This window comes from Streptomyces racemochromogenes, from assembly GCF_039535215.1.
In the GTDB taxonomy this organism is placed as follows: domain Bacteria; phylum Actinomycetota; class Actinomycetes; order Streptomycetales; family Streptomycetaceae; genus Streptomyces; species Streptomyces racemochromogenes.
This window is the reverse complement of sequence record NZ_BAAAWT010000001.1, coordinates 5,595,664-5,608,172: the sequence shown is the minus strand read 5'-3', so window position 1 is coordinate 5,608,172 and position 12,509 is coordinate 5,595,664. Positions and strand designations below refer to the sequence as shown.

The 12,509-nt window shown below is 75.3% G+C and carries 13 protein-coding genes; 9 read left to right on the top strand and 4 right to left on the bottom strand.

Annotation, left to right across the window (positions count from 1 at the left end; all coding sequences use genetic code 11):
- Window positions 1–9 precede the first annotated feature (9 nt).
- The 6 genes from ABD973_RS25775 (at window position 10) to ABD973_RS25750 (ending at window position 4,507) form a co-directional block, all read left to right on the top strand.
- Entirely contained in the window at window positions 10–408 is a 399-nt protein-coding gene (locus ABD973_RS25775) for a YidH family protein (protein WP_125820622.1), read from the top strand.
- Window positions 405–725: a DUF202 domain-containing protein gene (locus tag ABD973_RS25770; protein WP_125820623.1), complete on the top strand. Its 321-nt coding sequence runs from the start codon at window positions 405–407 to the stop codon at window positions 723–725. The genes ABD973_RS25775 and ABD973_RS25770 overlap by 4 nt, the downstream gene beginning before the upstream one ends.
- Before the next feature lie 100 nt (window positions 726–825).
- Complete coding sequence (locus tag ABD973_RS25765) at window positions 826–1,122, top strand: hypothetical protein (RefSeq protein ID WP_125820624.1); 297 nt, start codon at window positions 826–828, stop codon at window positions 1,120–1,122.
- Window positions 1,123–1,220: 98 nt separating this feature from the next.
- The gene (locus ABD973_RS25760) at window positions 1,221–2,132 is read left to right on the top strand and encodes an MBL fold metallo-hydrolase (RefSeq protein ID WP_125820625.1); all 912 of its coding nucleotides are present in this window, start codon (window positions 1,221–1,223) and stop codon (window positions 2,130–2,132) included.
- Window positions 2,133–2,250: 118 nt separating this feature from the next.
- Window positions 2,251–3,276 (top strand): phosphotransferase family protein, encoded by a 1,026-nt coding sequence (locus tag ABD973_RS25755; RefSeq protein ID WP_125820626.1) that lies wholly within the window; start codon window positions 2,251–2,253, stop codon window positions 3,274–3,276.
- 13 nt (window positions 3,277–3,289) lie between these two features.
- Window positions 3,290–4,507: an acyl-CoA dehydrogenase family protein gene (locus tag ABD973_RS25750; RefSeq protein ID WP_125820627.1), complete on the top strand. Its 1,218-nt coding sequence runs from the start codon at window positions 3,290–3,292 to the stop codon at window positions 4,505–4,507.
- Window positions 4,508–4,579: 72 nt separating this feature from the next.
- Here the strand turns inward: ABD973_RS25750 and ABD973_RS25745 are convergent, their stop codons facing one another.
- Window positions 4,580–5,041 carry a MerR family transcriptional regulator gene (locus ABD973_RS25745; RefSeq protein WP_345502341.1) on the bottom strand — a complete coding sequence of 154 codons (462 nt, stop codon included), beginning with the start codon at window positions 5,039–5,041 and terminating at the stop codon, window positions 4,580–4,582.
- 61 nt (window positions 5,042–5,102) lie between these two features.
- Here ABD973_RS25745 and ABD973_RS25740 point away from each other — a divergent pair, with 61 nt between their 5' ends.
- Entirely contained in the window at window positions 5,103–6,218 is a 1,116-nt protein-coding gene (locus ABD973_RS25740; RefSeq protein ID WP_345502339.1) for an alkene reductase, read from the top strand.
- Here ABD973_RS25740 and ABD973_RS25735 read toward each other — a convergent pair.
- Genes ABD973_RS25735 through ABD973_RS25725 form a run of 3 tightly spaced genes read right to left on the bottom strand, consistent with a single transcriptional unit; the run spans window position 6,215 to window position 9,585 of the window.
- Entirely contained in the window at window positions 6,215–6,826 is a 612-nt protein-coding gene (locus ABD973_RS25735; RefSeq protein WP_206436497.1) for a TetR/AcrR family transcriptional regulator, read from the bottom strand. The two genes, ABD973_RS25740 and ABD973_RS25735, sit on opposite strands and share 4 nt — an antisense overlap.
- Window positions 6,827–6,862: 36 nt before the next feature.
- The gene (locus ABD973_RS25730) at window positions 6,863–8,815 is read right to left on the bottom strand and encodes an AMP-binding protein (protein ID WP_345502337.1); all 1,953 of its coding nucleotides are present in this window, start codon (window positions 8,813–8,815) and stop codon (window positions 6,863–6,865) included.
- A complete protein-coding gene (locus ABD973_RS25725; protein ID WP_125823915.1) occupies window positions 8,812–9,585 on the bottom strand; it encodes an SDR family NAD(P)-dependent oxidoreductase in 774 nt (257 codons plus the stop codon). The genes ABD973_RS25730 and ABD973_RS25725 overlap by 4 nt, the downstream gene beginning before the upstream one ends.
- Window positions 9,586–9,712: 127 nt before the next feature.
- On the opposite strand from ABD973_RS25725, the gene ABD973_RS25720 reads away from it, so the two are divergent.
- Window positions 9,713–10,960, top strand: a complete 1,248-nt coding sequence (locus tag ABD973_RS25720; protein ID WP_345502334.1) for an exo-beta-N-acetylmuramidase NamZ family protein — start codon at window positions 9,713–9,715, stop codon at window positions 10,958–10,960.
- A gap of 139 nt (window positions 10,961–11,099) precedes the next feature.
- The gene (locus ABD973_RS25715) at window positions 11,100–12,389 is read left to right on the top strand and encodes a serine-threonine protein kinase (RefSeq protein WP_345502332.1); all 1,290 of its coding nucleotides are present in this window, start codon (window positions 11,100–11,102) and stop codon (window positions 12,387–12,389) included.
- The last annotated feature ends 120 nt before the right edge of the window (window positions 12,390–12,509 follow it).

Here is a 12,509-nt window from a genome sequence, read left to right as displayed (position 1 = left end):
ATTGGCCGTGTGATCGACTTCGTCAAGGACGTGCGCCTCTGGTTCGCACCAGGGCGTCTGCGGGACGAGGGCGAGACGCCGGACTACCGCTTCTCCCTCGCCAACGAGCGGACCTTCCTCGCCTGGATCCGCACCTCGCTGGCGCTGGTCGGCGGCGGGTTCGCGGTGGACCAGTTCCTGCCGGACCTGCGGTGGGGGGTGCGGGTCGGGATGGCCCTCACGCTGCTGGCGGTGGGGGCGGCCTGCGCGCTGCGGGCCGTGAACCACTGGGTGCGGTGCGAGCGGGCGATGCGGCGGGGCGAGGACCTGCCGGTGTCCCGGTTCCCGGTGGCGCTGAGCCTGGGCGTGGGGCTGGTGGCGGCGGCGATGGTGGTGGTCGTGCTGCTGGGCTGGACGGCCGGGCGGTGACCCGTCCCGGTACGGCGGCCCGTGACGCGGGGCTCCAGCCCGAGCGGACGCGGCTGGCGTGGCGGCGTACGACGCTGGCCTGCTCGGTCACGGCGGTGCTGGCGCTGCGGCAGGCCCTGCACGGGACGGGCTCGCGGGTCGAGGTGGCCGCGACGGCGGTGATCGCGCTGATCTGGGTGGCCTTCCTGTGGGTGGCGCACCGGCGGGTGCGGGAGCTGGCCGCGGCCCGGCCGCCGGGGCTCTCGCCGCGGGTGGCGCTGGCGGCGGTGCTGTGTTCGGTGGGCCTGGCGGTGTTCGCGATGGCGCTCATCGTCTGAGGCGGTCGTCCGGACGATCAGATGGCCCTACGGTCCCACTAGTGCCGCGCCACGGGGACACAACGGGCGACCCGGGAGGTCGCGCACTAGCCTCGGCCGCATGACGACCCTGCACCAGGAACACCCCACGCACGCCCACGAGCACGGCCCCGGCTGCGGGCACACGGCGGTCCGGCACGGCGACCACCTGGACTACGCGCACGACGGCCACCTGCACCGGCAGCACTCGGGGCACTGGGACGAGTGCGAGACCTCCGAGCACGCCCCGCACGAGGAGCACGACCACCGGCACGGCGAGGGCTGCGGGCACGACGCGGTCCCGCACGGCGACCACCTCGACTACCTGCACGACGGGCACCGGCACGCCCCGCACGACGGCCACTACGACGACCACTGACGTCCCCGGCCGGCCCCCGGCCGCCCCCGCTCTCCCCGGCCCGGCCCCCGGCTGACAGGATGCCGACGGTCCGTCACAGCGATCCGGGGAGAGCGTCCATGACCGTCGAAGAGCCGTACGTCGTCCAGCCCGCGGCCGGAGTGCACGCCTACGTCCAGCCGGACGGGGGCTGGTGCCTGAACAACGCCGGCTGGATCAGCGACGGCGGCCGCACCCTGCTCGTCGACACCGCCGCCACCGAACGGCGCGCACGGGCCCTGCGCGATGCCGTCACGGCCTCCGGGGCGCCGCTGCCCCGGACCGTGGTCAACACCCACCACCACGGCGACCACACCTACGGCAACGCCACGTTCGCCCCCGAGGCCGTGATCGTCGGCCACGACCAGGCGCGCGCCGAGCAGCTCGCCGCCGGGCACCAGCTGGAGCTGATCTGGCCCGCGACCGACTTCGGGGCGATAGAGATCACCGCCCCCGACCTCACCTACAGCGACCGGCTGACCCTGCACGTCGGCGACACCGAGGTGCGGGTGATCCACCCGGGCGTGGCGCACACCACCGGCGACTCGGTCGTGTGGCTGCCCCGGCAGCGGGTGGTGTTCACCGGTGACCTGGTCTTCGCCGGCGGCACCCCGTTCCTGGCGATGGGCTCCCTCGCCGGTTCGCTGCGCGCGCTGGAGCTGCTGCGCTCGCTGGACGCGGAGACGGTCGTACCGGGGCACGGGCCGCTGACCGACGCCTCGGCGTACGACGCGACCGAGCGCTACCTGCGGTTCGTGGCGGAGCTGGCCCGGCAGGGCCGGGAGAAGGGGCTGACCCCGCTGGAGCTGGCGCAGGGGGCGGACCTGGGCGAGTTCGCGGCCTGGCGGGAGAGCGAGCGGCTGGTGGCGAACCTCCACCGGGCCTACGCCGAGCTGGGCGGGGAGCCGGAGGGAGTGCCGCTGGACATCCTGGCGGTGCTGCGGGACATGACGGTGATGAACGGCGGGACGCCGATCCTGTGCCACGCGTGAGCTGAGCGCGGCCGGCCGGGGGGATTCTTCCGGCCACCCCCTGGACGGCATACCGACTGGTCGGCATGATGGCCCCGGACCGAGAATCCCGTCGTCGACCCGTACGGAGGCGCGCGCCATGACCCCAGCCGATCCCCGAGGCCTCGATCTGCGGAGGCTGCGCGGCCATCTGGACGCCGCGCGGCCCGGGCTCACGGCGGGGCCGCTGAGCGGCCGGCTGATCGAGGGCGGCCGGTCGAACCTGACGTACGCGGTCACCGACGGCACCTCCCGCTGGGTGGTGCGGCGCCCGCCGCTGGGGCACGTCCTGGCCACCGCGCACGACATGCGCCGCGAGCACCGGGTGATCTCGGCCCTGCACGGGACCGCCGTACCGGTGCCCGAGGCGCTGCTGCTGTGCGAGGACGAGGAGGTGCTGGGGGCGCCGTTCTACGTCATGGAGCACGTGGACGGGACCCCGTACCGCACCGCCGGGCAGCTCGCGGAGCTCGGCCCCGAGCGCACCCGGCGGGCGGTGCTGGGCCTGGTGGACACCCTGGTCGACCTGCACGCGGTGGACCCGGACGCGGTGGGACTGGGCGACTTCGGCCGGCCCGAGGGCTTCCTGGACCGGCAGCTGCGCCGCTGGGGCAAGCAGCTCGCGGCCTCCCGGGGCCGGGAGCTCGCCGGGATCGACGAGCTGCACGGGGCGCTGGGGCGGGCCCTGCCCCGCTCCCCCGCGCCGACCGTGGTGCACGGGGACTTCCGGCTGGACAACGTCCTGATCGGCGGGCCGGACGACGCGGTCCGGGCGGTGCTGGACTGGGAGATGTCCACGCTCGGCGATCCGCTGACGGACCTCGGCCTGCTGGTGATGTACAGCTCCGACCTGGGCCTGGCCGACTCCCCGGTCAGCACGACGAGCGGGGCGCCCGGCCATCCGGCGCCCGCCGAGCTGGTCGAGCGGTACGCCGCCCGCTCGGGGCGGGACACCGCGTCGATCGCCTGGTACACGGCCTTCGCCTGGTTCAAGCTCGCCGTGATCCTCGAAGGCATCCACTACCGGTACGTGCTCGGGCAGACGGTCGGCGCGGGCTTCGACCGGATCGGCGAGCTGGTCCCGGTCTTCATCGAGCACGGACTGACCACCCTCCAGGAAGGCTGAGGAGCCGCACCGCATGGACTTCGCATTCGACACCCGGACCGAGGAACTCCGCGAACGGCTGCTCGCGTTCATGGAGGAGTACGTCCACCCGGCGGAAGCCGTCGCCGCCGAGCAGCGCGCACGGCTGGCCTCGCCCTGGGACACCCCGGCCGTCTTCGGCGAACTGAAGGCCGAGGCGCGCCGCCAGGGGCTGTGGAACCTCTTCCTTCCCGACGCCGAGTACGGCGCCGGGCTGACCAACCTCCAGTACGCCCCGCTGGCGGAGATCACCGGCCGCAGCCCCCACCTGGCGCCGATGGCGACCAACTGCGCGGCCCCGGACACCGGGAACATGGAGCTGCTCGCGCAGTTCGGCGACGAGGCGCAGAAGAAGCAGTGGCTGGAGCCGCTGCTGGCCGGGGAGATCCGCTCCGCCTTCGCGATGACCGAGCCCGAGGTGGCCTCCTCGGACGCGTCGAACATCGAGACGCGCATCGAGCGCGACGGTGACTCGTACGTGGTCACGGGGCGCAAGTGGTACATCTCGGGGGCGATGAACCCGGACTGCAAGGTCTTCATCGTGATGGGCAAGACCGACCCGGAGGGCGAGGATCCGCGCCGCCGGCAGTCGATGGTCCTGGTCCCGCGCGACACCCCGGGCGTGGAGGTGCGCCGGGCGATGACGGTGTACGGGTACGCGGACCACGACCACGGCGGCCACGCCGAGGTGGTCTTCGACGGGGCCCGGGTCCCGGCGGGGAACCTGATCGGCGGGGAGGGCGCCGGCTTCGCCATCGCCCAGGCCCGGCTGGGTCCGGGCCGGATCCACCACTGCATGCGGCTGATCGGGATGGCGGAGCGGGCCGTCGAGCTGATGTGCCGGCGCGCGGTGGGGCGTACGGCCTTCGGGAAGGAACTGGCCGCGCAGGGCGTCGTGCAGAACTGGATCGCGGACGCCCGGGTCACCATCGAGCAGCTGCGGCTGCTGGTGCTGAAGACGGCCTGGCTGATGGACACGGTCGGCAACCGGGGCGCGCACACCGAGATCCAGGCCATCAAGATCGCGACCCCGCGCGCGGTCGTGGGGATCCTGGACCAGGCGGTGCAGCTGCACGGCGCGGGCGGGGTCAGCCAGGACTTCCCGCTGGCCGAACTGTGGGCGGCGGCCCGGACCCTGCGGCTGGCGGACGGGCCGGACGAGGTGCACCAGCGTTCGCTCGCGCACCGCGAGCTGAGGCGGTACCGGGCCTGAGCGGGCCTTCCGCGGCGGGGCCGGCGGGTGGGGCGCCTCCGGTGGCCCCGGCGAACCGGCCGCGCCGACGGCTCACGCGCCGACGGAGCCCCCGGACGCCGGGGCGGGGCCGGGAGCCGGGGCGAGGCCGGGAGCTGCGGCGGGGCCGGGAGCTGCGGCGGGGCCGGACGCCGGGGCGGGGCCGGACGCCGCCGCGATGACCTCGTCCAGGACCTCGCGGGAGCGCAGGAGGTCGCCGATCATCCGGTCGATCCGGTCGCGTTCGCCGGACAGCTCGGCCACCAGGGCCGGGGTGGCGCGCACCGAGGGGCCGCCGTCCTCGTCCCGCATGCAGGGCAGGATCTGCCTGATCCGGGAGCTGTTCAGGCCGGCCGCGTAGAGTTCCTGGATCCGGATGACCCGGTCGACGGCCCGCTCGGGGAAGTCCCGGTGGCCGCCGGGCGTCCGGTCGGACGCCAGCAGGCCCTGCTGCTCGTAGTAGCGCAGCGAACGCTCACCGACCCCGGTGCGCGCCGCCAGTTCACCGATCCGCACGGCCACCTCCCGGGCTCCCGCCCTTGAACTTGACACCGGTGTCAGGTTCTACGGTACCGGCATGACGCAGACACGACAGACCCCCGCCGCATCCCGCCTCTTCGAACCCGCCCGCCTCGGCGGCCTGGAACTGTCCAGCCGTCTGGTGATGGCCCCGCTGACCCGCAATCGCGCCGGGGCCGACGGGGTGCCCGGCGAACTCATGGCCGTCCACTACGCGCAGCGCGCCTCGGCCGGCCTGATCATCGCCGAGGGCACCACCCCGAACGCGGTCGGACAGACCTACCCGAACATCCCCGGCATCCACACCCCGGCCCAGATCGCCGGGTGGCGCCGGGTCACCGACGCCGTGCGCGCGGCGGGCGGGCGGATGTTCCTCCAGCTCCAGCACGGCGGCCGGGTCGGGCACCCCGACACCAGCGGGCTCGTACCGCTCGCGCCGTCCGCCGTGCGCTTCCCCGAGCCGCTGCGGACCCCGGGCGGGCCGCGGGAGGGCGTCACGCCCCGCGTGATGAGCGAGGAGGACGTCCGCTCCACCATCGCCGACTTCGCGAGCGCCGCCCGCAATGCCGTCGAGGCGGGCTTCGACGGGGTCGAGGTGCACTCGGCCAACGGCCACCTGCTCCACCAGTTCCTCGCCGGGAACACCAACCTGCGCACCGACGCGTGGGGCGGGTCCGTCGAGAACCGGATCCGGTTCCCCGTGGAGGTGGTCCGGGCCGTCGCCGAGGCCGTCGGGCCGGAGCGGGTCGGCGTGCGCGTCTCCCCCGGGACGAACGTCAACGGCGTACGGGAGGACGACACCGAGCTCCTGTACCCGGCGCTCGTCGCGGCCCTCGCGCACGTGGGGCCGGCCTACCTGCACCAGGTCCACTCCGACCCGGACCGGCCCCTCTTCGCGGAGATCCGCGCGGCCTGGCCCGGCACCCTGATCGCCAACCCCCGGCTCTCCCACGAGGAACTCGCCGCCGACGCGGGTCTGCTCAAGGGCGAGCGGCTGCTGGCCGCGGGCGCCGACCTGGTCGCGCTGGGCCGGGGCTTCCTGGCCAACCCCGACCTGGTGGAACGCCTGCGCACGGGCGCGCCGCTCAACGCGCTCCGCCCCGAGTTCCTGATGCACGTACACGGCCCCGAGGGCTACAACGACTACCCCGCTCTGGCCCCGGCCCCCGCCTAGGGACGCAGGGAGCGCAGCAGCAGGTCGGCGAGGTGGTCGGCGACCTGGTGCGGGGTGAGCGGGCCGTCCGTGCGGTACCAGGTGGAGAGGTGGTGCACGGAACCGAAGTAGTAGTCGACCACCAGGTCGGCGGGCGTGGCCGTGGCGAAGACACCGCCGCGCATGCCCTCCTCGACCAGCGCCCGGAACCGCTCGTGGTAGCGCCGGCGCTCGGCCCGTACCTGCTTGTACTGCTCCGGGCCGAGCTGGTGCATCGACCGGAAGAAGATCATCGCGTCGTCGAGGTTCTCGATGGTGGTGACCACGACGTCGGCCGCGGCCGCGCGGAGCCGCTCCTCGACGGGGGCGTCGGAGTCGGCCACGGCGTCGAGCCGCTGCTGCTGGAGGCGCAGCATCCGCGCGTACACCTCGTGCAGCAGGTCGTCCTTGGAGCCGAAGTAGTGATAGAGGGCGCCCTTGGTCACCCCGGCCGCCTCGACGATCTCCTGGACGGAGGTGCGGTCGTAGCCGCGTTCGGCGAAGAGCCGCGTGGCGACGGCCAGCAGCCGCTGCGGCACCGGGGTCTCCCGGTTTCCGTCCTCGGGGCCCTCGGTGGTCCTGGCGGCCATGGCGCTCGCCTTCCTCTCCTGATCCTCCGACTGTTTTCAGCCGCGGTCGCGCAATTCTCGTCGCAGGATCTTGCCACTGGTGGTCTGCGGAAGGACAGGCAGGATCTCGACCCGGCGCGGGTACTTGTACGCGGCCAGGCGGTCGGCGCAGTACGCGGCGAGTTCCGCCGGTCCGGCCAAGGCGCCCGGCCGCAGGCTCACGTACGCCTTCACCGTCTCCCCGCGGTAGGGGTCGGGCACGCCGACCACGGCCGCCTCGCGCACGGCGGGGTGGGTGTAGAGCACGTCCTCCACCTCCCGGGGCCAGACCTTGAACCCGGAGGTGTTGATCATGTCCTTCTTGCGGTCGACGACGTAGAGCCAGCCGTCGGGGTCCATGAACCCGATGTCCCCCGTGCGCAGTTCGCCGTCCGGGAAGGCGGCGGCGGTGGCGTCGGGCAGCCCCCAGTAGCCGGGGACGACCTGCGGCCCGCGCACGGCTATCTCCCCGGCCTCCCCGAGCGGGAGCTCGGCGCCGTGCTCGTCGAGGATCCGTACGAGGGTCTGCGCGCCCGGGACCCCGACGGAGAGGGTGCCGGTGGCGGGGTCGACGGGCGCTTCGAGGTGGGCGGGGACCGAGGCGCAGGGGGCGGTGCACTCGGTGAGGCCGTAGCCGTTGCGCAGGTAGAACCCGAAGTCGGCGCGGAGGCGTTCGACGAGGGCGGGCGGGAGCGGTGCGCCGCCGGAGGAGAGCACCTGGAAGGAGGCGAAGTGGTCCCGGGTGGCGTCGGGGTGCGCGGCGAGCGCCGTGAAGGCGGTGGCGGGGCCGATGGCGTAGGCGGGCCGGTGTTCGAGGAAGGCGTCGAGGACGGCCCCGGGGTGGAAGCGGTGCGCCAGGACGAGGGTGCCGGCGTTGACGAAGCAGGCGGCGAGCTCGCAGACGAGGCCGGTGATGTGGAAGAGCGGGGCGAGCGCGAAGTACCCGGCGCCCTCGGCGAGGGGGTGGCCGGTGACCTGCCGGGTGGCGTTGTAGGTGATGGCCCCGTGCGGGTTCATGGCCCCCTTGGGGGTGCCGGAGGTGCCGGAGGTGTAGCTGATGAGGGCGGTGTCGGCGGCGGTGAGGCGGGGGTCGTCCGGAGCGGGGTGCCCCTGGCGGGCCACGAGGACCAGATCAACGGCATCCACCCCCACGGCCGGGGGCCGGGCCGGGGCCGAGCCCCAGGCCGAGGCCGGGGGCCGGGCCGAGGCCGGGGGCCGGGCCGAGGCCGGGGCCGAGCCCGAGGCCGGGGGCCGGGCCGAGGCCGGGGCCGAGCCCGAGGCCGCGGGCCGGGCCGAGGCCGGGGGCCGGGCCGAGGCCGGGGGCCGGGCCGAGGCCGGGGCCGAGCCCGAGGCCGAGGGCGGGGTCGAGGACCGGGCCGAGGGCGGGGTCGAGGGCCGGGCCGAGGGCGGGGTCGAGGGCCGGGCCGAGGGCGACGGCGACGGCGGGGCCGGGGGCGGGAAGACGCGGGGGTCGTTGCGGGTCTGGAGGTCCGTGCTGCGGGTCGTCAGGACGGTGCGGACGGCCGAGCCGGCCACCGCCTCCCCCAGGTACTCCCCCCACGGACCCGCCTCGCACACCAGCGCGACCGCCCCGGAGTCCCGCAGGACGTGCCCCGCCTCCCCCGCCTTGTACATGGGGTTCACCGGCACGACCACCGCCCCGGCCTTCCACGCGCCCAGCACCGCGAGCACGAAGTGCGGGGTGTTCTGGAGCATGACCGCCACCCGGTCGCCCCGCCCGACCCCCCGCCCGGCGAGGTACCCGGCGACGGAGTCGGACAGCGCGTCGGCCTCGGCGTAGGTGATCCGGCCGTCGAAGTACGCGAGGGCCGTGCGCTGCGGCGCCCGGGCCGCGGCGGCCCGGAAGGCGTCGGGCACGCTCGCCGGGGGCGTCACCGGCGCCAGCTGGGCGGGGCTCAGCCGGCCCAGCCACGGCCGGGCGGCGTACGGGGACCCGGAGGGACCCGTCACGACCCCTCCCACGTGCGCTGGAGGCGGTTCATGCCGCGCAGCCACCGCTCGGGGTCGCTCGCGCGGGCGGCGTGGAAGCGCGCCACCTCGGGGTGCGGGAGGATCAAGAACCGGCCCTTCTCCATGCCGTCGAACAGTGCTTCGGCGACCGTCTCCGGCTCGATCGCGGTCGGCGCCAGGACCAGTTCCCCCGCCGAGCCGGAGGCGGTCAGCATGTCGGTGCGCACCCCCTGCGGGCAGATGGCGTGGACCTGTACGCCCCGGTGGCGGTAGGTCAGCGACAGCCATTCCGCGAAGGCGAGGGCTCCGTGCTTGGTGACACTGTACGGGGCCGCTCCGATCATGGTCAGCAGCCCGGCGGCGGAGACCGTGGACACGAAGCGGCCGCTGCCGCGCTCCAGCCAGCCGGGCAGCAGGGCCCGCGCGGCCCGTACGTGCGCCATGACGTTGGTGTCCCAGGCGGCCTCCCAGACGGCCTCCTCCGCGAAGGCGTCGCCTCCCGCGGCGAGTCCGGCGTTGGCGCAGTACACGTCGACCGTGCCGCCGAGGGCCTCGCGGGCCTCCCCGACGACCGCCGAGGCGTCGCCGGGGACGGCGATGGCCCGTGCGCCGGTCGCGGCGATGGCTCCGGCCACGGCGGCGGCCTTGGCGGCGTCGAGGTCGTTGACGACGACGGTGGCCCCCTCGGCGGCGAAGCGGTGGGCGAGGGCCGCGCCGATGCCGCCGCCCGCGCCGGTGACGACGACTCGCTGGTCCTGGTACGCGCTCACGCTCACGGGTTCACCTTTCGTCGCTGCCGACGGCCGACGGCCATCGACCGGCCGGACCGACCGGATCCCGGCAGACTAACCAGTCGGTATGTGACGGCGGAAGGGGCGCGGGCCCTAGCGTGGCGGGATGACGCTGTCGCGACGCGGGGTGCTGGGGATGGCGGGGGCCGTGGGCGCCGCGGGGGCCCTGGGGGGTGCGGCGGCGGGGCCGGCGGCCGCCGACGGGCGGGTGCGCACCGGCTTCGAGCGGCTCGCCGCCGACGGGTACGCGGAGCTCGCCGGGCAGCGGGTCGGGGTGGTCACCAACCCCACCGGGATCACCGCCGACGCCCGCCACCTGGTCGACGTACTGCACGCCGACGAACGGGTGGACCTGGTCGCGGTGTTCGGGCCGGAGCACGGCTTCCGCGGTACGGCACAGGCCGGCGGCTCCGAGGGGGCCGGCCGCGATCCGGCGACGGGTCTGCCGGTGTACGACACGTACGGCAGGAGCGGGCAGCAGCTCGCGGACGTGTTCACGGCGGCGGGCGTCGACACGGTCGTCTTCGACATCCAGGACGTCGGGGCGCGCTTCTACACCTACATCTGGACCCTGTACGACTGCATGCGCGCGGCCGCGCTGGCCCGCAAGGCGGTGGTGGTGCTGGACCGGCCCAACCCGGTGGGCGGGCGGCGGGCGGCCGGGCCGGTGCTGGATCGGGCGTACGCGAGCTTCGTGGGCCGGGAGCCGATCGCGCTGGCGCACGGGATGACGGCGGGCGAGCTGGCCCTGCTGTTCAACGGCGAGTTCCTGAAGGGCGCCGGCCCCCGGCTGCGGGTGGTGCCGGTGTCGGGGTGGCGGCGGGACTCCTTCTTCGGGGAGACCGGCCTTCCGTGGCTGCCGCCGAGCCCGAACGTGCCGACCCCGGACACGGCCCTCGCGTACGCGGGGACCTGCCTCTTCGAGGGGACCAACCTGTCCGAGGGCCGGGGCACGACCACGCCCTTCGAGGTGGTGGGCGCGGAGGGCGTCGACCGGCGCTGGGCGGAGGCGGCGAACGGGCTGGGACTGCCCGGGGTGTGGTTCCGGGAGACCTGGTTCACGCCCGCCTTCTCCAAGCACGCGGGCAAGGTCTGCGGCGGGGTCCGGCTGGTCGTGCACGACCGGGAGGCCTTCGATCCGGTCCGGGCGGGCATCGGGCTGCTGGTGACGGCGCGGCCGGCGTGGAGCGGCTTCGCGTGGCGGGCCGACCACTGGATCGACCGGCTGGCCGGCTCGGACCGGGTGCGGACGATGGTGGACGCGGGCGCGGGGGTGGACGAGATCGCGGCCGCCTGGGCCGGCGGCCTGGCCGGGTTCTCCGCGGTGAGGGCGGGGTATCTCCTCTACCCGTGACCCCGGGCGGGGGCCGCCCCTCCTCTCCTCAGGCCTGTGGCGGGCCTCCCGCGGACCGGTGCCGTCACGGGTCTGGCCGACGCCGCCCGGCGGCGGGATGCTGCGAGCACCGGAGGCGGCGCGCGGGAAGGGGGAGGCCATGGTGGACAGCGGTGGTGCGGCGGCGTTCGGAGCCGGGATCGGGGTGGGTCCGTACCAGGAGCTGACCTTCGACGCCCAGGGCGACGTGGACCCGGCCACCCGGGCGGCGGTGGCCCGGATCGAGGCGACGGACCTGCTGGTCTTCGCGCACGGATGGAACAGCGACCGGCCCACCTCCACCCGGCTGTTCGACCGCTTCTTCGCCCCCTTCCCGGGGCTGGTGGGGGCCGGGGTGCGGCTGGGGTACGTGGGGGTGGTGTGGCCTTCGATCCGCTTCCCGGACGAACCGATCCCGGACTTCGACCCGCCCGGCATCCTGGCGGACGCGGGGGCCGGGACCGCTCTCGACGACGCCACGCGCGCGGCCCTCGGGGCGTTCTGGCCGGGGCGGGAGGCGGAGCTCGACCGGGTCGCCGCGCTGCTGGCGGAGCAGCCCGAACCGCTCGCCGCGCTCCCCGGGTTCGGGGCGTCGGTACGCCGGCTCGTGGACGCCGACCCGGTGGGCGCGGCCGTCGCCCCGGAGGTGCCGGCCGTCTTCGTACGGGACACCGTCGAGGTGTGCCGGGCGCTGGCGGAGGCCCTGGCCGGTGCCGGGGGCGCTCCGTCGGTCGCGCTCGGCGACGGGGCGCGCGCCCTGTGGGGCGGGGCCAAGGAGCTGCTGCGCCAGGCCACGTACTACGAGATGAAGAAGCGGGCCGGGGTGGTCGGCGAGCACGGGCTCGGGCCGGTCCTCACCGACCTCGCCGGACGCCGGCCGGCCCTGCGCGTGCACCTGGTCGGGCACAGCTTCGGCGCCCGGGTGGTGTCCTTCTCGCTGCGGGCCGTGCCGGACGGGGCGCGGCACGTGAAGTCGCTGACGCTGCTCCAGGGGGCCTTCTCCCACTACGCGTTCAGCGAGCGGCTGCCGCACGACCGGCGGCGCGGCGGGGCCCTGGGCGGGCTCCAGCGCCGGGTGGACGGACCGGTGGTGGCCTGCCATTCCGCGCACGACTCCGCGCTGCGCGTGTTCTACCCGCTGGCTTCCCGGATGGCGGGGGATTCGGCCGGTCTGCTCGGCTTCGACGAGCGGTGGGGCGCGGTCGGGCACGACGGGGTGCAGGCGGTGCCCGGTGCGCCGCGGCTGAGCCTGGAGGCGGCCCTGCGGGGCGGCCTGCCGGCGGCCGGTTGCGTCAGCGTGGACGCGGGCTCCGTGGTCCGCCGCGGCGGTGCTCCGTCGGGGGCGCACAGCGACATCTGCCATGAGGAACTGGCCCGGATCGTGGTCGGGGCGGGGCGCATGGGGCGCTGAGTTCCGGCCATGTGCCACCCGCACGCCTCGACCGCCCCCGCATGCGCCCACATCCTGCCGGGCATGTTGGGCACGTCGCGGGGGGTCGCTTCGTTCGACGGAGTGACGCGGGCAGTGGTG